The organism is Paenibacillus sp. S29 (assembly GCF_049319765.1).
GTDB lineage: Bacteria > Bacillota > Bacilli > Paenibacillales > Paenibacillaceae > Paenibacillus > Paenibacillus polymyxa_B.
Map to the genome: position 1 here is coordinate 349,129 of NZ_JBMOUI010000002.1, position 18,063 is coordinate 367,191.

22 protein-coding genes are annotated in these 18,063 nt (G+C 46.7%); 21 read left to right on the forward strand and 1 reads right to left on the reverse strand.

The genetic code is table 11. The features are described from left to right. Nucleotides 1-653: 653 nt before the first annotated feature. The 9 genes from ACL9RM_RS04645 to ACL9RM_RS04685 all read left to right on the forward strand — a co-directional run bounded on the left by ACL9RM_RS04645 (nucleotide 654) and on the right by ACL9RM_RS04685 (nucleotide 6,981). Nucleotides 654-1,250, forward strand: coding sequence for an RNA polymerase sigma factor (locus tag ACL9RM_RS04645; protein WP_172828252.1), 597 nt, complete (start codon nucleotides 654-656; stop codon nucleotides 1,248-1,250). Beyond that, nucleotides 1,247-1,873, forward strand: a complete 627-nt coding sequence (locus ACL9RM_RS04650; RefSeq protein WP_250261111.1) for an anti-sigma factor — start codon at nucleotides 1,247-1,249, stop codon at nucleotides 1,871-1,873. The genes ACL9RM_RS04645 and ACL9RM_RS04650 overlap by 4 nt, the downstream gene beginning before the upstream one ends. Before the next feature lie 70 nt (nucleotides 1,874-1,943). Then, a complete protein-coding gene (locus tag ACL9RM_RS04655; RefSeq protein ID WP_068941607.1) occupies nucleotides 1,944-2,546 on the forward strand; it encodes a histidine phosphatase family protein in 603 nt (200 codons plus the stop codon). A 166-nt stretch (nucleotides 2,547-2,712) separates the two neighbouring features. Continuing rightward, on the forward strand, nucleotides 2,713-3,822 hold the full coding sequence (locus ACL9RM_RS04660; protein ID WP_250261112.1) for a hypothetical protein: 1,110 nt from the start codon (nucleotides 2,713-2,715) through the stop codon (nucleotides 3,820-3,822). 52 nt (nucleotides 3,823-3,874) lie between these two features. Next, nucleotides 3,875-4,381 (forward strand): gamma carbonic anhydrase family protein, encoded by a 507-nt coding sequence (locus ACL9RM_RS04665; protein WP_023989153.1) that lies wholly within the window; start codon nucleotides 3,875-3,877, stop codon nucleotides 4,379-4,381. A gap of 22 nt (nucleotides 4,382-4,403) precedes the next feature. Then, on the forward strand, nucleotides 4,404-4,583 hold the full coding sequence (locus ACL9RM_RS04670) for an IDEAL domain-containing protein (protein ID WP_013371655.1): 180 nt from the start codon (nucleotides 4,404-4,406) through the stop codon (nucleotides 4,581-4,583). Between the two features lie 173 nt (nucleotides 4,584-4,756). Continuing rightward, nucleotides 4,757-5,401 carry a DUF1405 domain-containing protein gene (locus tag ACL9RM_RS04675; RefSeq protein ID WP_013310701.1) on the forward strand — a complete coding sequence of 215 codons (645 nt, stop codon included), beginning with the start codon at nucleotides 4,757-4,759 and terminating at the stop codon, nucleotides 5,399-5,401. A 2-nt stretch (nucleotides 5,402-5,403) separates the two neighbouring features. Beyond that, nucleotides 5,404-6,117, forward strand: coding sequence for a GNAT family N-acetyltransferase (locus tag ACL9RM_RS04680; protein WP_250261113.1), 714 nt, complete (start codon nucleotides 5,404-5,406; stop codon nucleotides 6,115-6,117). Between the two features lie 18 nt (nucleotides 6,118-6,135). After that, complete coding sequence (locus tag ACL9RM_RS04685) at nucleotides 6,136-6,981, forward strand: sporulation protein YpjB (RefSeq protein ID WP_250261114.1); 846 nt, start codon at nucleotides 6,136-6,138, stop codon at nucleotides 6,979-6,981. A gap of 77 nt (nucleotides 6,982-7,058) precedes the next feature. Here the strand turns inward: ACL9RM_RS04685 and ACL9RM_RS04690 are convergent, their stop codons facing one another. Beyond that, nucleotides 7,059-7,928: a YitT family protein gene (locus ACL9RM_RS04690; protein WP_250261115.1), complete on the reverse strand. Its 870-nt coding sequence runs from the start codon at nucleotides 7,926-7,928 to the stop codon at nucleotides 7,059-7,061. Nucleotides 7,929-8,142: 214 nt separating this feature from the next. Between ACL9RM_RS04690 and ACL9RM_RS04695 the strand changes: the two genes are divergently transcribed. From ACL9RM_RS04695 to ACL9RM_RS04750, 12 genes are all read left to right on the forward strand, one after another. After that, the gene (locus ACL9RM_RS04695) at nucleotides 8,143-8,472 is read left to right on the forward strand and encodes a nucleotide pyrophosphohydrolase (RefSeq protein WP_023989148.1); all 330 of its coding nucleotides are present in this window, start codon (nucleotides 8,143-8,145) and stop codon (nucleotides 8,470-8,472) included. A gap of 50 nt (nucleotides 8,473-8,522) precedes the next feature. After that, entirely contained in the window at nucleotides 8,523-9,041 is a 519-nt protein-coding gene (locus ACL9RM_RS04700; RefSeq protein WP_013310696.1) for a tetratricopeptide repeat protein, read from the forward strand. 31 nt (nucleotides 9,042-9,072) lie between these two features. Next, on the forward strand, nucleotides 9,073-9,876 hold the full coding sequence (gene dapB / locus ACL9RM_RS04705; protein WP_069289816.1) for a 4-hydroxy-tetrahydrodipicolinate reductase: 804 nt from the start codon (nucleotides 9,073-9,075) through the stop codon (nucleotides 9,874-9,876). A 56-nt stretch (nucleotides 9,877-9,932) separates the two neighbouring features. Continuing rightward, a complete protein-coding gene (gene mgsA / locus ACL9RM_RS04710; protein ID WP_013310694.1) occupies nucleotides 9,933-10,370 on the forward strand; it encodes a methylglyoxal synthase in 438 nt (145 codons plus the stop codon). Next, nucleotides 10,367-11,059 carry a bacillithiol biosynthesis deacetylase BshB1 gene (gene bshB1 / locus ACL9RM_RS04715; RefSeq protein WP_061829194.1) on the forward strand — a complete coding sequence of 231 codons (693 nt, stop codon included), beginning with the start codon at nucleotides 10,367-10,369 and terminating at the stop codon, nucleotides 11,057-11,059. The genes mgsA and bshB1 overlap by 4 nt, the downstream gene beginning before the upstream one ends. Before the next feature lie 85 nt (nucleotides 11,060-11,144). After that, entirely contained in the window at nucleotides 11,145-12,308 is a 1,164-nt protein-coding gene (gene bshA, locus ACL9RM_RS04720) for an N-acetyl-alpha-D-glucosaminyl L-malate synthase BshA (protein ID WP_061829193.1), read from the forward strand. 55 nt (nucleotides 12,309-12,363) lie between these two features. Then, complete coding sequence (locus ACL9RM_RS04725) at nucleotides 12,364-13,686, forward strand: CCA tRNA nucleotidyltransferase (RefSeq protein WP_250268697.1); 1,323 nt, start codon at nucleotides 12,364-12,366, stop codon at nucleotides 13,684-13,686. Then, on the forward strand, nucleotides 13,679-14,653 hold the full coding sequence (locus ACL9RM_RS04730; protein ID WP_250261117.1) for a biotin--[acetyl-CoA-carboxylase] ligase: 975 nt from the start codon (nucleotides 13,679-13,681) through the stop codon (nucleotides 14,651-14,653). Before ACL9RM_RS04725 ends, ACL9RM_RS04730 begins: the two co-directional genes overlap by 8 nt. 345 nt (nucleotides 14,654-14,998) lie before the next feature. Beyond that, nucleotides 14,999-15,898, forward strand: a complete 900-nt coding sequence (gene panB, locus ACL9RM_RS04735; protein ID WP_250261118.1) for a 3-methyl-2-oxobutanoate hydroxymethyltransferase — start codon at nucleotides 14,999-15,001, stop codon at nucleotides 15,896-15,898. Then, nucleotides 15,895-16,833 (forward strand): pantoate--beta-alanine ligase, encoded by a 939-nt coding sequence (panC, locus tag ACL9RM_RS04740; protein ID WP_250261119.1) that lies wholly within the window; start codon nucleotides 15,895-15,897, stop codon nucleotides 16,831-16,833. Before panB ends, panC begins: the two co-directional genes overlap by 4 nt. Then, nucleotides 16,826-17,209 (forward strand): aspartate 1-decarboxylase, encoded by a 384-nt coding sequence (gene panD, locus ACL9RM_RS04745; protein ID WP_013371641.1) that lies wholly within the window; start codon nucleotides 16,826-16,828, stop codon nucleotides 17,207-17,209. The genes panC and panD overlap by 8 nt, the downstream gene beginning before the upstream one ends. Nucleotides 17,210-17,291: 82 nt before the next feature. Continuing rightward, nucleotides 17,292-17,924 (forward strand): tetratricopeptide repeat protein, encoded by a 633-nt coding sequence (locus tag ACL9RM_RS04750; RefSeq protein ID WP_061829188.1) that lies wholly within the window; start codon nucleotides 17,292-17,294, stop codon nucleotides 17,922-17,924. Nucleotides 17,925-18,063 lie beyond the last annotated feature (139 nt).

The following is an 18,063-nucleotide window of genomic DNA, read 5'->3' on the forward strand; positions in this document are numbered from 1 at the left end:
AAAACCAAATTAAAGGGACTCAACTAACGGGAACGATAGCACAATAAACCGCCTTTTCACCAAGGCGGTTTTCTTATGGTCAAATATCAACATTAGAATTTAACATCGCCTAATAAAAAAAGACCACCCGGGTAAAGCCCCGGGTGGTAGCTACTTTTAGTGAAGTAGCTGAGTAGGATAGGAGTGGAGAGAAACCATACTGTACTTTTATTATATGTATACGTTTTCATTTTGTCAATAATTTTTTTGAAGCGTTTTCTTTTTGCGTATTTATCCTTATTGGTGCATTTGAATAGAATATTTTCAATGGGTTTGTCATTTAATCTTGAAAAAATTTAAAATCCTCTGAAAAGCTGTATAAATGAATCAGGTACCAGCGTTAGGGAGGCATTGATAGAAATCGTGGGGATTTTGGACTTTTTTACTGATGGACATTTTGTGGTACAATGGGTAAGTCCATTTTGGATGTTGAATATTGTTGGGGATAGCACCGTTAATGTTGGCACTACATAGGGTAAGAAAATAATAAATGTTCCATGATGCTGTTTCATCCATTTGCGCAGAGGGCGCAACTTTTTTTGACCTGTTCGGTATATATAGACAGAATCGAACGGGAAAACAGCACATGTATGGGCGAGGAGGGTCTCACTCGGATGATGACAGATTCCCAGATGATTCAGGAAATCAAACAAGGTAATGTTGAGGTTTATTCAGAATTAATGAGGCGGCACCAACGTAAAATTTTAGCTTTTGTTTATCATATGCTGAAAAGTTCGAACCTGGAAATGATTGCTGAGGACTTGTGCTCAGAAACGTTTTATAAAGCGTATCGGAGCCTGCACTCTTTTCGCGAGGTAGACGCATCGTTTTCCACTTGGTTATATACGATTGCACGCAATACGGTGCTAAGTGAGCTTCGCAAGCACCGTAGCGGTCAGGTTCCATTGGAGGAGAGCGGTTATGTACCGGTAGCTCCATCGGATGTAATTCCGGAGCAGGCTGTCCTTCGCGGCGAGAAGGTAGAAATGGTTCGTGAAGCGATCAATAGATTGCCTGAGAAGCAGCGATCTGCACTGATATTGCGTGAATATGAGCAATTGGATTATCAGGAGATTGCGACTATTTTAGGACAGACGGTCAGTGCAGTGAAGTCATTGCTTTTCCGGGCAAGATCCAGTGTGAAGACGCAGTTGGAGCCTTATTTTTTTGAGCCTCTCTATGAGGAAAACGAAGGGATGAGCAGCCAATGAAATCCAGAGACACTGAGGATTTGTTCGCTACAGGCAAAAATGTATCGAAACAAGACTCGGAGCGCAGACGGGCCAAAAGCTCGTCTGCTGGGTGGGAGCATGGTTCGGAAGAAAAAGAGTGGAATTTGTCAAAAGAAAATCGGTCCGCTATTCGTGATATTTCCTTTGAAATAACAGATGAAAAGCTAGAGGCAATGAATCGCAGAGTCATGGATCGAATTTATGAAGAATCACCGTGGCTTGTTCCGGGCGAGCATCGACGTGCGCGTGTGAACCCAGCAGCCCGTAAGTATATGTCTGTATGGATCGCCGGCTTCTTGGCCGTATTTTTATGTAGCTTCTTGTTTTTGAACTGGAACGGAAGCTCCTCTCAGGAAAATCCCCCTCAAGCAGCTCCTGTCATGGACACAGGTATTTTACCGACAGGACTGTTGGAAACTACAAGTACATCTCCACAATATCAATACCACATTAAAGATGTGAATAGTGGCATTATGGACCCGCTGGTTGCTAGCATTGTTCCTACTTATCCGCAATACTGGATGTTGTTGTCTGTATTGGCACTTGCGCTTGCTTTATTTTCTCTGGGCTGGATCCATCGGGCGAGAAGGGTCAGAAATTAGCAGGACAGCTGGGCTCCAATATGAATTCATAACAATGCCTGAATAACAAAACAGCGGAGGAAACGACACGATGCTTATTGGCTTGATCAGACATGGATTGACGGATTGGAATGCGGTAGGGAAAATCCAGGGTCACAGTGATATTCCCTTGAATGAGGAAGGGCGTCGGCAGGCACGCTTGTTGGCAGAACGATTAAAGGAAGAGCCTTATCATTGGGACGGGCTTATTACAAGTAGTCTCTCCAGAGCGAAAGAGACCGGGGAGATTATTGCTTCTGCTCTGCATCTCCCGTTGTTAGAGCCTGATGATCGACTAAGAGAACGTGCTTATGGTCAGGTCGAGGGCATGACCCAGGCCGAGCGTGAAGAGAAGTGGGGAGTCGACTGGCATCTGCTGGATCTAGGGCAGGAAAGCGATGCGGATCTTCAGCTTCGCGGGCTAGCTTTTATGGAAGCCATTTGGACGGAAAATCGGGACAAGAATCTGCTGGTCGTTTCCCACGGCGGTTTTTTGGCTAATTTGTATAAGGCTCTGTATCAGGAAAAATTCACGGAACGAATCGGCAATTTGTCACTTAGTGTACTCCAGCGTGAGGATATGGATTGGGCACCACTTTTGTATAATTGCACGAAGCATTTGCAAGAGAAAAGTGACTGTAACTCAAAAAGTTAGTAAAAGACCAAGGCTTCTACTTATCGTAGGAGTCGTGGTCTTTTTTGTTTTTTAATTATACCTTTGCAAAAAAAGAGGTTTAGAGTCTGAACAATCCGTCAAAGCTGTGGGTACAACAGGTAAGAATCAATTCCGGATGACAGTCCAGTGACGAGGCGATGGAACAATGAATCTGGCGGATATGCTGACATTTGCGGATATTGTGCATTTGAACAGAATCGCGGTGTATTACGATTGTGACTGTAAACCTAATTCCAAACATGAGTTGATCCAGGGGATTTTGACGAAGCTCGGCAGCAGTAGTTTTTTTGAGACGCAGGTCAAGGAGCTGAGGTTGTCAGAGGTAAGGTTTTTGAACGCGTTGCTGTTCGATGACCGACCGTATTTCAGCATGGAGGAATTGATTGCAATAGCCAAACAGTCTGTTGAGGAGGACGAGAATCCTGGTGAGCGGCCAAGGGATATTGTGACCCGTCTGCGTTCTAGTGGCTGGTTGTTCAACGGTTCGACGCACAATACGAGGTATTTGTTCCAAATTCCGTTGGATATGAAGGAGCGCTTTCGACGTGTTATGGTACATGACTTCCAAAACGGAATGACCCGGGTAAGCGAACCGTCGTCGTACCGGGATGAAGGGCATCTGCTGGCAGAGGATTTACGGCTTTTCCTTCAATACATGGGGCAGCATGAGGTTCCGCTAAATCCCGAGGGATCTTGGTATCGTCGCAATCAGCAGCAGCTGATGGAACATTTGCACATTGCGGAGCCGCTTTTGGGTAAGGGAGGATGGCGTTTCGGGTATGGCTCCTCTTTTAAGTTTTATCCAGACCGAATGGCACTACTTTATGATTATGCCCGTCACTCCAAGTACATTGAGGAGAAAGGGGACCAAGTTGTGCTGACGGCAAAGGGAGAAGCGCATCAGGAGCATACAATTGAGGAAGAAATGATACAGCTATTCAGGTTTTGGTTAAGATTGTATAAAGGAGCCGTTCCTAATTTGCTGTCTCTAGTCTACTGGATTGGAGAATGTGCCAGACCCTGGACGTCCTCAGAGTCGCTTTTTGTACATATCGGCCCACTGATTCGACCGTTTTACTATGATACGCCCCGTTCGGTCTTTGATCAGAGGATTATACGAATGATGCTTCACTTGGGTATGCTTCGTCAGGGTGAACATTCGACGGGACCATCTGTACAGATGACGGCCTGGGGACTGAAGTTGGCGGGAGAGTGCCGCATTGGGCGGAACGACTCGGGCATACGGCTCCATTGACAAGCAGCACACATGTTGATAGAATTTCACCCAAAATGAGAGGGTGAAGTTGTTGCTGATTCACTATAACGGAAACATGCCACAGCTCCATTCATCTGTCTATATGGCAGAAGGAGCAAAAATTGTCGGAAAAGTAACGATCGGTCAAGATTCCTCTGTATGGTTTAATGCCGTACTGCGCGGAGATATGGCGCCTATCATCATCGGTGAACGCTGCAATATTCAGGACGGTGTCGTGGGACATGTGAACACGGATCAGCCCCTGTTGCTGGCGGATGATATTTCGGTAGGTCATGCTGCAATAATCCACGGTTGTACGGTAGGCAAAGGCACTTTAATCGGTATGGGGGCCATTGTACTCAACGGAGCGGAGCTTGGTGAATATGCTTTAATAGGAGCAGGGTCGGTCGTTACGGAAAACACCAAAATACCACCCTATACTCTTTCTCTCGGTACACCTGCCAAAGTGGTGCGCGAATTGACAGATGCAGATTTGCAGCGGATGTCACGAACGGCACTCAGCTATGTGGCGAAAGGAAAAGAATATAGGATCTCTTAAACTCATGTTGGAGGTGCATCCTATGGATAAAATGAAGGTTACTTATGAAGTAATGTTGGGCCTGTCTGCTGAAATGGTTTTGGACGAGGCATTACGTAAACACCGGAGTGAAAAACTCTACAAGGATATTGATGAGGCGCTAGCCTCCGGAGATGAAGTAGCTTTTCGTCATCTTACGGATGAGCTGAAAGCAATGAGTTAGTACAATCTTAGGAATCCTAAGTTGGATTTCAGACGAATCTTTAGTTCAAGATTATAATCATCAAACCTGACTGTAGCGGCGGTCAGGTTTTTTTGATACGCTTGTATATGATATAGTCTTTGTAGGATGGGACCTGTACAAGGCAACTGTCGTATGAACGGAGGATGAAGGACGTGTCGTTATCTTATTTGTGGAGCCGGTCGTTCTTGACGAGCCGGCCTTTTTTGTGGCTGCTGTTCTGGTGTAATCTGGTCGGAACGGTGTATGGGTACATATGGTATGGGGGGCAGTTGGAATATACACTAAATTATCACCCAATGTGGCAGATTGTATTTGTGCCTGATAGTCCGACGGCGAGTCTGTTTTTTACGATCTCTATAGCATTTTTGCTCTATTCTCCGCGTCTCAAGAGCTTGAAGGTCATTCGCCAGATCATCGAGGCGTTGGCTGTTGTCACGAGTGTAAAATATGGCATCTGGGCTTCAGCTATTATTTTTTGGGGAGTTGCGCAGGGGGGACATATGATATGGCAGGATTGGATGCTGGTGGCATCTCACACGGCAATGGCGGTCGAAGCACTGCTGTTCGTGCGTTTTTTCACCTGCAAATGGACTGCTTTGTGCCTAGCCACACTCTGGACATTGTTAAATGATACGATGGATTATACATTTGGCATATATCCGTATCTTCCGAAGACGCTAACGGATGATGTACCGCAAGTGCGTGCTTTTACCTATATGCTGACCCTTGTCAGTATCATAGCGGCATGGCTTGCCATGTTTGCGCGCAATCGAATGGGAGTAGAAGTGGAGAAATAGAGATGAACATTGTTATAAACCAAAAAGAATATATATTTAAAAAAGGAATCCGTGATGATCATAAAATAAGAAAGAGCTTTAATCAATTAGCTAAACAAAGCTTTGGTTTTGATTTTGAAGCTTGGTATCAATTGGGCTTTTGGAATGATAAATATATCCCTTACGTACTTTTAGATGGGGAGGTTGTTGTGGCTAATGTATCTATAAGTCTGATGGATTTTTGTTTGTCGGGTGAAATGAGAAAGTGTATCCAAATCGGAACTGTCATGACGGATACCAACTATAGAAATCAAGGGTTGAGCCGGTTTTTATTAGAACGCGTATTAGAAGATTGGCAGGGCAACTGTGATGTTATGTATTTGTTCGCAAATGATAGTGTGAAGAATTTTTACCCTAAATTCGGGTTTGTTTTGGCACAAGAATATCAATTAAACCGGAAAGTAACCGCAAACAACCTAGACATTAAAGTTGAGAAATTGAACATGGAAGAGCAGTCGGATTTAAATTTACTGAAAAATAAAAGTGCTAGATTAAATCCGTATTCACTTTTTGCTGCGGAAAGTAGTGAATGGCTGGTTTTATTCTATGCCATCTCGTTTTTTAAAGATAAATTTATGTATATACCTCAATATGACACGATTGTGGTTGCAGATTTTGAGGGGGATACCATTTGTCCTAAAGCAAGTTCTAGTCTCGGTAACCTTGCCATACAGTAAGGTGAGGAGGGATGTCCCATGATTAGGGGTCAGGCGTTTCAAATTATGATACGTATTGTTTCGAGTGTTGTTTTATCTATGGTCCTGCTGCTGTCCGTCTGCGTCCCTCCAGGTGTGGCAGAAGCGCGTGATCAGTCAAAACCCGTAGGAAATACAAAAGAGATTGAGGAACTGGATCATGCAGCTGCGATACTGTACCGAGATGTGATGGACGGGAACATTGAAAAAGCGCGCGCGGATGTAGCCGAAGTGAGTCGATGGTTTGGCACTGGACAGGTGCAGGCAGCGTTATCTGTAGAGGCCATTCATGCTTTGTCCGGCAGCATCCTTGAGGTACAGCAAGCTACACAGTCCGTCCAAGCATCACCGGATGAATGGGTGAAGGCTGCGGCCAATTTACGACTTGCTACAGATGCGCTTGCACATCCGCGTCAGCCCTTATGGCAGCAGTATTATAAGATTTTAAAAGAAGATGTTAGTGGCTTGAACAGCCAGTTTGCTAAAGGCAACATGAAGGGTTTCAAAGCTGGAGCCGCAGTGCTGGAGGACCACTATGAGACGATCCGTACAGCAGCATTGATTCATGGCAGAACAAGTGAAGTTGTCCGGGCTGATTCATGGATTTCCTACGTCAAAGGATTGGGGGATCAGCAAAATGCAGATGCCTCAGCGATTAGAGGAGCGTTGGATCAGGGAAATCCGACGTTTAATGCCTTGTTTGGACGTGAAAAAGACGCCACTGCCCTGGCGCCATTTATCCCGCGTGAAAGTGAGCGCCGGGCAGAATTGGCAATCGGCATGATTGTTCTGCTGGCGCTGGCCTATGCAGGTTATCGTAAATATCGAGCTGGTTTCTCTGGATAACGATGCAAAATTCGAATATTCGTGTCGTTGGCTGCTGAGCCATCCATATAGGTTAGCCCATCGCCCGGGTTTCCGGGCTATTCCTCTTTGAACCCCTCCCCATGTACATCATGCACATCCTGTATGATAATAAACGCCTGTGGGTCAACCGATTTAACAATTTGGTGCAAACGTCGTATTTCCTGACGAGGCACGACACAATAGGCAACATGCTTGGCCTGCTTGGAAAATGCACCTACAGCCGGAATAATAGTAACTCCGCGATCCATGTCCCTAATAATAATATCCGCAATGTCCATCGTGTGGTCGCTGATAATCATAAAGGCTTTGGCAGAATAGGCCCCTTCTTGTATAAAATCAATAATTTTGGACGCGATGAACACGGCGACTAATGTATATAGAATTTTTTCTTTTGGTATGTAAAGTAGTGAAGCACCGATAATGACGATATCAATGACCAGCAGAATCCTTCCCATACTCCAGCCAAACTTCCGGTTTAGAATACGAGCGATTATATCCGAGCCGCCCGTGGTGCCGCCAAAGCGGAACACAATACCTAATCCGGCCCCAAGCGTAACCCCCGCATATAATGAAGAAAGTATAAAATCGTGTTCAGTTTGAAATGTTCCCATCCATCCGAAATGAATCATTTTTTCATACAACCACAGAAAAAAAGTGAGCGACCCGATACCTACTCCTGTATATAGAATTTGCTTGCCCCCAAGCATTTTCCACCCAATTAAAAATAAAGGAATGTTCAGCAGCAATGTGGAGAGAGAGGGTGAAATCGAAAAAGCATAATTGAGCAGCAGGGTGATCCCTGTAATACCACCTTCCATCAGTTTACTGGGTATTATAAAATAAAGCAGACCGAATGCATAGATGGCGGTCCCGAGCACAATGGGTAAAATCAGTTTAAGCTGTTCCATGGACTTGGATATCTTCATATGATCCCTCGCAGTAGCAGTTTAAGGAAGAACGACATCATGATGATTTTGCTAAATCGCAGTTCCTTATATGTAGTATACCTTTTTACGGTAGCTTTAAAAGACTGATGACTGTAAGTTGGGATCATAAGTACACAATTAAAAAAAATTTGTTTTAAAATGTGCTTTACGATAACATATGAATAAACCTGCACATGGGGGGATTGCGTGTTTCATGGAAAAATCATTAGATGAAATTCAACGTGAGGTAGACCAGTATATATCTCAATTTAAGGAAGGGTATTTTAGTCCTTTGGCGATGTTGGCCCGGATGTCTGAGGAAGTCGGGGAACTGGCGAGGGAAGTCAATCACTCCTTTGGCGAGAAACCGAAAAAAACGGATGAGGCGGACAATTCGATTGAGCTGGAGCTGGGAGACATTTTGTTCATCACAGTTTGCTTTGCGAACTCGCTAGGTATAAATTTGACCGAGGCTCATGATAAGGTCATGCAAAAATTTAACACGCGTGACGCGAATCGCTGGACCAAAAAGGACACCGATTAGGCGTTTTGTACATATGCTGTACCAAACCGGTTACCCGGAGGTGCAGTGTCATGAAGGCGGAGGAATACGTTCAGAAAGCTTATCAGTGCATTTTGCAGAACGATTTTGAGCAGGCCGTGGAATGGTTTGAAAAAGCAATTTCAGCCCAGCCTGATCATGCGGAGCATTATTTCCGGTGCTCGGTTACCTATGCTCGTAGTGGTCGTTTGGAGCAGGCTCTCGCATATGCAGAGCATGCGGTTCGTCTCGCTCCACAGCAGGATGAATATGTTCTCCATCTGCATGCGCAGGAAGCCAGGCAGCATACGGAGAAGGCCAGAAAAATGCTGGATGTCGACAGAGCTACGCCACAGGTGCGTCAGGATGCGATTTTGCTATTGGAACGAGCAATAGCCCTCGATCCGTTATGTGGGGATGCTTTTTTGCTGCTCGCATTGATTTATGATGAATTGAATGAGTATAAGCTAGCTGTGCAGGCTGCTCGCGAGGCGGCTGCACTGTTTCCTCACAATGTGCAGCTTGCCAACCTCATGAAGAAGTTATGCCAGCAGATGAATGAACAGATCTAACACAAATGGATGCATAAGGAGTTGTAGGGATATGTCAGAACCAATAAAAGTGGCTGTTGTAGGAGCAGCAGGGCGTATGGGCCGTGAAGTTGTCAAATTGGTTCTTCAGGATGAGGAACTACAGCTTGTGGCCGCAGTGAACAGAACACATGCCGGCAGTGATGCCGGCCTTCTCGTCGGATTACCGGAAGCGGGTATCGCTATTGTGGAGGACGTGGAGCAGGCTTTACTGGATAGTCGAGCGGATGTCATGGTCGATTTTACGGGGCCGCGTTTTGCGTACGCACATACAGCGCTTGCTATCAAGTATGGAGTACGTCCGGTTATCGGAACGACAGGGTTTACCCCCGAACAGATTAATGAACTGGACAAGCAGTGTCGTGAGCAGCAAATTGGTGGTCTGATCGCGCCGAACTTTTCGATTGGAGTCATTTTGATGATGCGGTTCGCGGCTCAGGCAGCGAAATACTTCCCACATCTGGAAATCATCGAATATCATGGTGACCAAAAATTGGACGCGCCATCGGGCACAGCCATTAAGACCGCAGAGTTGATCGCCGAACAGCGTGAAGAGCTACGACAGGGTAACCCGGAAGAGGAAGAAACGTTAGAAGGATCACGGGGGGGGTACTATCAAGGGTTCCGTGTTCACAGTGTCCGTCTTCCCGGTGTGTTCGCACAGCAAGAAGTAATCTTCGGAGGGTTTGGACAATCTCTGAAAATTCGTCAGGATTCTTATGAACGAGCGGGCTATATGCCGGGTGTTAAAATCGGTATTCAGAAGGTCATGGAGCAGCCAGGGCTTGTGTATGGATTTGAGCATTACATCGATTAAGAATACGCGAATGATTTGACGAACGAAATTATAGAATGAGGCAGGAGGAACTTTGAATGTTAAAGATTGCATTTATAGCGCATGACCGAAAAAAGGATGAAATGGTAAATTTCATAACGGCCTATGAGCATGTTTTTACAGATCACCAGTTATTTTCAACAGGTACAACAGGTCTGCGCATTATGGAGCAAACCAAGCTTCAAATTCACCGTTTCATGTCCGGGCCGCTTGGAGGAGATCAGCAAATCGGGGCTATGGTTGCACAAAATGACATGGACTTGATTATATTCTTGCGTGATCCGCTTATGGCCCAGCCACATGAGCCGGATATTAGCGCCCTGTTACGTCTGTGTGATGTACAAGGGATTCCTCTGGCAACCAACGTTGCAACTGCTGAAATACTGGTTAAGGCGCTAGACCGTGGCGATTTTGCTTGGCGTGAGCTGGTACATAAATATAAACCGGGGATTGACCAGCAAGGTGATATAAAATGACACTGGACATCTTGATTTTCGGAGCCCATGCCGACGATGCAGAAATAGGAATGGGAGGCACGATTGCCAAGCATACAGCCGCTGGTTTAAAGGTGGGCGTTTGCGATTTGACGCGGGCTGAAATGTCATCTAATGGTGATGTGGATACTCGTATGGCAGAGGCAGAACACGCTGCAAAAGTACTCGGACTTGCCGTGCGGACGAATCTAGGTCTGCCGGATCGTGGATTATATGTAACTCCAGAACATGTAGCTGCAGTTACAGCAGAAATACGGCGCCATGCACCGAAAGTCGTATTTGCTCCTTATTGGGAGGATCGGCATCCAGACCATGTCATGTGCAGTAAATTAGTGGAGGAAGCGGTATTTAACGCCAAGTTGCGACGTTTTATGCCAGAAAATCCTGCGGTACAGGTAGAGCAATTATATTTTTATTTTATTAATGATATTGGCAGAACGGATTTGATTGTGGATATCACCGAGCATTATGAAGCCAAAGAACGGTCTTTGTTGAGTTATGCTTCGCAATTTCAGGCAGCACCTGGAAAGGATACAGTATCCACACCCTTAAATCAGGGATATGTGGAACGCGTAAAAGCTCGCGACTCGTTGTTGGGTCAACGCAAACTGATTTCGTATGCAGAAGGCTTTGCGTCCAAAACGCCATATCTGGTTAAGCTATTCACATAAGAATTCTATACTTGAGCATTTTGCAGAATGTTAAAATAAATCGGCAGGAAAGTTATCACTGATGAGCGGAAGGAGGCAGCTTAGCTTGAATGACAAATTGAAAATTGGAATTACCTGTTATCCGTCGTTGGGTGGCTCCGGGGTAGTGGCTACTGAGTTGGGTAAGTTGCTGGCAGAAAAAGGGCATGAGGTCCATTTCATTGCCAATAGCATTCCGTTCAGATTAGGCGGGGCGTTTCAGAAAAATATTTTTTATCATGAGGTTGAAGTTAACGATTATTACGTGTTTAGATATCCACCCTATGATTTGTCACTGGCGACCAAAATGGCCCAAGTCGCACAAATGAAGAATTTGGACGTACTCCATGTTCATTATGCGGTACCCCATGCAGTATGCGCTTACTTGGCAAAGGAAATGGTGGGTGATCATCTGAAGGTGGTAACCACCTTGCACGGTACGGACATTACAGTGTTGGCACAGGATGAGTCGTTGAAGGACCTGATTCGGCTGGCTATTAACAAAAGTGACGCTGTGACAGCGGTTTCCAAGGATTTGATTCGGGAGACGATAGATGCGTTGGAAATTACACGACCTATTGATTTAACCTACAATTTTGTAGATAAACGGGTATATTATCCACGAGATGCCGCGGCGCTTAGAAGAGATTTTGCCCAACCGCATGAAAAAATAATGATGCATATTTCCAATTTCCGTCCTGTCAAAAGGGTGGGAGATGTGCTGGATATATTTGAAAAAGTGCAACGTAAAGTACCTGCGAAGCTGCTGTTGGTGGGAGAAGGACCGGATCTTCCAAAAATCCGTTGCAAAATCGAGAATCTAGGTCTGCAAGATAAGGTCTTCTTTTTAGGTAAGCAGGATCAGATCGCAGAAGTGATTTCTATGGCGGATGTGCTGCTGCTTCCCTCGGAAAAAGAAAGTTTTGGTCTGGTTGCACTGGAAGCAATGGCCTGTGGAGTGCCGACCATCGGTTCTCAGGCAGGGGGAGTACCTGAACTCGTTGTGCATGGAAGTACGGGGTATCTTGCTGAAATCGGTAATACTGAGGCAATGGCTGATTATGCAGTAGAGCTGTTGTCCGATGAAGCGATGGCGGAACGTTTCCGTGAAGCGTGTCTGACCCGCGCCCGTACCGTTTTTTGTGATGAGCTGATTACCCGTCAATATGAAGAGATATATTACCGTGTGCTGGGACGCGAGGTGCCGGATCTTAAACCGATCAGCGTTTAAGAGGGCGGACTCGCGTCCGTTTTTTATATTGAATACTTGCAAAGGGGGAAACCCTATGAATACAAATACTTGGCAATATGCTGACCAAGAGATGGCATTTCATGGAAGAGAGGTCATACATACACTAACCGCAGCAGGCCACGAAGCCTACTGGGTCGGTGGCTGTGTGCGGGATGAGCTATTAGGAAGAGCCATTCATGATATGGATTTGACTACTTCGGCTGAGCCTGAACAGGTCATAGCGCTATTCCCTCACGTCATTCCGACAGGAATTCAGCATGGGACGGTTACAGTCATGCAGGGTGGCCATGCGTTCGAGGTAACCACTTTTCGAACAGAAAGTGGTTATGCCGATCACCGCCGTCCAACGGAAGTTGCCTTCGTGAAGGATATCCGTGAGGATCTGATGCGACGGGATTTTACTATGAATGCGATTGCGATGGCAGAACACGGAGAGCATGTGGACCCATTTGGAGGAGAAGCCGATTTACGAGCCGCTCTCGTTCGTTGTGTAGGCCGAGCCGAGGAACGTTTTGAAGAGGACGGATTACGAATGCTGCGTTGCATCCGTTTTGCCTCTGTGTTTCGGTTCCGTGTTGCTTACAACACCTGGAAAGGCATGATTCGGCGCAAAGAGGGACTTCGTTACATAGCCATGGAACGTGTGCGGGTCGAGCTGGAAAAGATGCTAGCGGGCCCTGACCCTTTACGTGGGTTGGAGATGCTGAGCCGTAGCGGATTGCTCGGTTGTACGAAGGTTCCGGTTCCTTGGGAACAATGTGAAGCATGGGCGCTCAAGGGGATCGTTCAACTGCAAGAAGAACTGCGGTGGGGCCTGCTCTTAATGTCTTGTAGACTTACCTCAGAGGCAGCGGACGAGCTACTAAGAGCTTGGACCTTTTCCAACGCGGTACGACTTCGGCTGGTTCATCTGCTGGAATGGGAGACCGAATTAATCTACAGTGCTGGTGCCATAGCTGGCGATTCCGATCCCGGGGAGTCTGGCATTGTCAACGATGAGGCACTGCGTCGTAGCTGGATTCGTCTGCTAATTAGACTGGGAAAAGATACAGCTTCAGACTGGCTTGATCTTTACAAGACACTGCCTGCTTCATTCCGCGGATTACCGCCGTGGGTAGAAAAGCATGTGGCGAAAACAGCCGAACTGGCAAGCTCGTGGACAAAGCAGGCTGTAGTCGTTCATATCAAAGATTTAAATATTACAGGAAATGAACTGGTTCAGGCGATAAATCGACCAGGCGGACCTTGGCTGGGTCAGATGATGGAACAGCTTTTACAAGCTGTTGCCTGCGGAGATATTCCGAATGAAACAGAAACATTGCTTCAGGAAGCGAAACGGGTGATGAGTAGTGAATAATCATGAAAGATTGTTAGGCATACTGGAGGAAGGTACATCCGATTACGTATCAGGGGAGGAAATCAGCCGACGCCTCTCGGTTAGCCGAACAGCAGTATGGAAGCAGATCAACAAACTGCGTGAGTTGGGCTACAACATTGATGCCTCCTCGCGTCGGGGCTATCGGTTGATATCCCGACCGGATCGGCTGCAAGTCTCCAAATTGGCCGATATGTTAAATACTCAATCGTTTGGCCAGCGTATCGTTGTACTGGATTCGACGGTTTCCACTCAGCAAGATGCCATGCGCTTGGCAGAAGAGGGCGCGCCAGAGGGGACAGTAGTGCTTGCAGAGGAACAAACGGCAGGTCGGGGACGTTTGGGACGGAAGTGGTATTCCCCTCGTGGCAAAGGAGTCTGGATGAGCATTGTGTTGCGTCCTACCCAGCCCTTGGCTTTTACCCCCCAGCTAACGCTACTTACAGGTGTAGCAGTGTGCAGGGCCATTCGTCGGCTGACGGGTGTGGAGGCTGGTATCAAATGGCCAAACGATCTGCTGATTCATGGTCGCAAAGTATCCGGTATTCTGCTGGAATCTGCAACAGAGGATCAACGGGTTCGATACTGTATTGCAGGGATTGGCATTGATGTGAATTTAAATAAAGAAGATTACCCGGAAGAGTTATCGCAGGTGGGAACGTCCTTGAAAATAGAAGCAGGGCGTGAAATTGACCGTACTGTGCTGATCGCCTCAGTGCTGGAAGAGATGGAACAGCTAAGTAAGTTGTATGCCGAGCAGGGGTTTCAGCCTATAGCCATGCTGTGGGAGGCTTTGTCCGTGACTATGAACCGTAGCATACGGGCACATACCGGACAAGGGGTAACTGTAGAAGGCACAGCTGTTGGCTTGGACCCTTCCGGGGCACTCGTAGTAGAAACGGATCAGGGAGAGCGAATTCAGGTCATTTCAGGGGATATACAATTGTAGAAGCAACCCTAGCTATGAAAACGACCAAAATCGTTCTATTCCCTGTGCAAAACTTCACGTGAAAAAGCTGATGTTTTTTGTTATACTGTGCAGGAGGCGGCATCGGACGGTCCGAGCTGCACTCCAGGGGCACATGCTCTACTTTAGCAAGTTTGTAAGACCATCATAACTTCATTTGAAGGTTACGTTGGATTCTGCTCTGAGCCGAACAGGACCGAGACAGAAGGGACGATCTCAAAATGAGTGTCTTTTTTGGCTGTTCGGACCTTTTGTTGACGCAGATGTACAGGCGTTCATAAAAGGTTATTTTTTGTGCCAAAAAAAGATGGAAGGGAGCCATTTACAATGGCAGGAAAACAAGCACTGAATATTGTGAAAATGAAAAAAATGAAGCAAGAGGGCATTCCGCTCAGTATGCTGACCGCCTATGATTATCCATCGGCTAAAATAGCCGAGGAGGCAGGAATTGACATGATTCTCGTGGGTGACTCGCTGGGTAACGTAGTTCTTGGTTACGATTCAACCATCCCTGTAACCTTGGATGATATCGTGTACCATTCCCGGGCAGTCGCAAGAGGCGCGGAACATACATTTATCGTAGCGGACATGCCTTTTATGACATATCACAGCAGCGTTTCAGAAAGTCTTCAGGGCATCCGCCGTCTGATGCAGGAAGGACATGTGCATGCTGTTAAATTGGAGGGCGGAGCTGAAATTGCTGATGTTGTAAAAGCAACTGTTCAGGCAGGTGTGCCTGTATTGGGACATATCGGGCTTACTCCGCAATCGGTTAATCAAATTGGCGGCTATCGCATTCAAGGCAAGGACGAAGCGGACGCACGCCGGTTAATGGCGGACGCCAAGGCGCTGGAGCAGGCGGGTGCTTTTGGCGTTGTACTGGAACTGGTAACTGAGGAAGTGGCAGCAGCGATTTCTAAAGAGCTTTCCATTCCAACCATTGGAATTGGTGCTGGACGTGGATGTGACGGTCAGGTACTCGTTTATCACGATCTGATTCAGTACGCATCGCCTTATTTCAGCAAACGCTTTGTTAAAACCTATGCCGATGTAGGCGGCTTGATCCGCAGCAGCATTGAGCAGTATGTGAGTGATGTAAAAGGGCGGGCATTTCCGGCCGCGGAGCATGTGTTCAGCGCGGATGACCGAGTTGTGGAATCCCTGTATGGTAAGGCAAAAGGACAGACACAGGAACAAGCTAAGGAAAAGGTGGAATCACGATCATGATCATCGTAAGAGAAGTGGCTCAGCTGCGCAAGATTATTGCTGAACGTCGGCAGCTTGGGACAAGCGGAACAAAAAAGGTACACGGTTCTACCTCTTTACAGCAACATAAAGTCGGCTTTGTACCAACAATGGGATACCTGCATGAAGGGCATGCGAGCTTGATGCACAAGGCGCGCGAAATGGCGGATACGGTGGTGCTTAGCATTTTCGTAAATCCGATTCAATTTGGACCGAATGAAGATCTAGACAGTTATCCTCGCGATGAAGCTCGTGATTTGGAGGTAGCGCGGCGCGAAGACGTGGATATTGTTTTTTTGCCAACTGTAGCAGAAATGTATCCACAACCAACCCGAACCAAAATTCGTGTATCCGCTTTGACAGATCGTTTGTGCGGTGCTTCCCGTCCCGGCCATTTTGATGGTGTGACCACGGTGGTAGCCAAGCTTTTTAACATGATAGGTCCTGATTTGGCTTTCTTTGGAATGAAGGACGCGCAGCAGGTTGCTGTGCTCCAGCAGATGGTGACTGATCTCAATATGAACGTGACTATCGTACCTTGTCCCATCGTCAGAGAGGCGGATGGTTTGGCCCTCAGCTCCCGTAATGTGTATTTAAGTGCAGAACAGCGCGAGCAGGCGTTGGTGCTGTCTCAGTCACTGCGTAAGGTGCAAGAAGTGAGCGAAGATATAGTAACAAACACAATTACGATTCGTCAGCTACATCAAATGGTGGAGTCCACCATTACTTCCTCTCCTTTAGCAGACATTGATTACATTGAAATATTAACTTTTCCCGGTCTGGAGCCCCTTCTTCCCGAGCAGCGGCTATGTGATGTTCAGGAAGACGTCATCGTAGCGCTGGCTGTGAAATTTGGCAATACCAGACTGATTGACAATATAAGAATACAGAAGGCGGAGGTGCTTTCCCATGTTTAGAACCATGATGAAATCCAAAATTCACCGCGCTACGGTTACGGAAGCTAACCTGAACTATGTGGGGAGTATCACTATAGATGAAGATCTCATGGAGACATCGGATTTGTTGGAGAATGAAAAGGTTCAAATTGTAAACAATAACAATGGAGCTCGACTGGAAACCTATGTTATCCCCGGACCGCGTGGGAGCGGCGTAATCTGTCTCAATGGTGCGGCAGCCCGTTTGGTGCAGCCTGGTGATACAGTCATTATTATTTCCTATGCTTCCATGTCGAATGAAGAGGCCAAAACATACAAACCAACAGTGGTATTTGTTGATGAACATAATAAACCAGCCCAAACGATGAACAAAGAAGTACACGCGACGATCATGTAATGAATGGGAGTGCGGATGAAACCCGTCTTTTAAGCGAAAAATGTGAGTGTATTAATCCATCTTTCATAAGGGCGGGATGCACATGTTCCAGCATGTATTCGCAGAAATGAACAGCATGTTAGATGATATCGTGAAGCATTACCCATCAGCCCAGGGCTCCCGCAGGCAGGAGCTGCTACAGCACTGGAGTCTGCTGCGGAGAATGAGTGACGGAATTATGGATGAGTGGCTGGCCTTTGAGGAAAAAATGGTTTGCCTGCGTGCGGCTGGGTTTTCCGCGGAGACCGATATGTCTGACACGGAGCTGCCTGAAAAAGAGCTGCCAGCTTTTAATCGGGGGCAAGGGTATTATCGATTACTCATGTACCCTGAGGCGATCCAACAATTTGAGCAGGTACTACAGCATTTTCCGAACAGCTGGCAGAGTCGCATGTATATGGGAATGGCCTATTTTCAACTAGATGATCCAGCAGAGGCTGTATGCCATTTTCAGAAGGTGCTGGACCTGACTGAGCAGGCAGGACTGAAGGCGGTCATCTATAATGCGCTAGGCTGTCTGTTGGCAAAGCAGGCTGACGTAGAGGAGGCGCAAAAATGTTTTGCTCTCGCACATCAGTTCGATCCTGCGTTACCCGAGCCGCTGCACAATATGGAAGCCTGTCTGTCCGGTACCGAAAAGCTTCGATACGACAGCTCCATGATGACCTGGATGTAGTTGTCAGACACCGAGCAAGACGATGCATGCCCACCTCTCAGGCGGCGTGTGCATCGTCTTTTTTGGCTGTCTTAATTTCCAAACAGGCGATCTTCTGCTATGCTAATATACAGAGTTATTATTTTTGTAAGTGTCATAA

Coding starts and splice junctions, on each gene's coding strand:
- ACL9RM_RS04660 (WP_250261112.1), top strand. CDS start 2,713: ATGAATCTGGCGGATATGCTGACATTTGCGGATATTGTGCATTTGAAC.
- ACL9RM_RS04700 (WP_013310696.1), top strand. CDS start 8,523: ATGAAGGCGGAGGAATACGTTCAGAAAGCTTATCAGTGCATTTTGCAG.
- ACL9RM_RS04690 (WP_250261115.1), bottom strand. CDS start 7,928: ATGAAGATATCCAAGTCCATGGAACAGCTTAAACTGATTTTACCCATT.
- ACL9RM_RS04680 (WP_250261113.1), top strand. CDS start 5,404: ATGAACATTGTTATAAACCAAAAAGAATATATATTTAAAAAAGGAATC.
- ACL9RM_RS04650 (WP_250261111.1), top strand. CDS start 1,247: ATGAAATCCAGAGACACTGAGGATTTGTTCGCTACAGGCAAAAATGTA.
- ACL9RM_RS04685 (WP_250261114.1), top strand. CDS start 6,136: ATGATTAGGGGTCAGGCGTTTCAAATTATGATACGTATTGTTTCGAGT.
- panD (WP_013371641.1), top strand. CDS start 16,826: ATGTTTAGAACCATGATGAAATCCAAAATTCACCGCGCTACGGTTACG.
- ACL9RM_RS04645 (WP_172828252.1), top strand. CDS start 654: ATGATGACAGATTCCCAGATGATTCAGGAAATCAAACAAGGTAATGTT.
- ACL9RM_RS04670 (WP_013371655.1), top strand. CDS start 4,404: ATGGATAAAATGAAGGTTACTTATGAAGTAATGTTGGGCCTGTCTGCT.
- dapB (WP_069289816.1), top strand. CDS start 9,073: ATGTCAGAACCAATAAAAGTGGCTGTTGTAGGAGCAGCAGGGCGTATG.
- ACL9RM_RS04750 (WP_061829188.1), top strand. CDS start 17,292: ATGTTCCAGCATGTATTCGCAGAAATGAACAGCATGTTAGATGATATC.
- panB (WP_250261118.1), top strand. CDS start 14,999: ATGGCAGGAAAACAAGCACTGAATATTGTGAAAATGAAAAAAATGAAG.
- mgsA (WP_013310694.1), top strand. CDS start 9,933: ATGTTAAAGATTGCATTTATAGCGCATGACCGAAAAAAGGATGAAATG.
- ACL9RM_RS04695 (WP_023989148.1), top strand. CDS start 8,143: ATGGAAAAATCATTAGATGAAATTCAACGTGAGGTAGACCAGTATATA.
- ACL9RM_RS04725 (WP_250268697.1), top strand. CDS start 12,364: ATGAATACAAATACTTGGCAATATGCTGACCAAGAGATGGCATTTCAT.
- bshB1 (WP_061829194.1), top strand. CDS start 10,367: ATGACACTGGACATCTTGATTTTCGGAGCCCATGCCGACGATGCAGAA.
- ACL9RM_RS04655 (WP_068941607.1), top strand. CDS start 1,944: ATGCTTATTGGCTTGATCAGACATGGATTGACGGATTGGAATGCGGTA.
- panC (WP_250261119.1), top strand. CDS start 15,895: ATGATCATCGTAAGAGAAGTGGCTCAGCTGCGCAAGATTATTGCTGAA.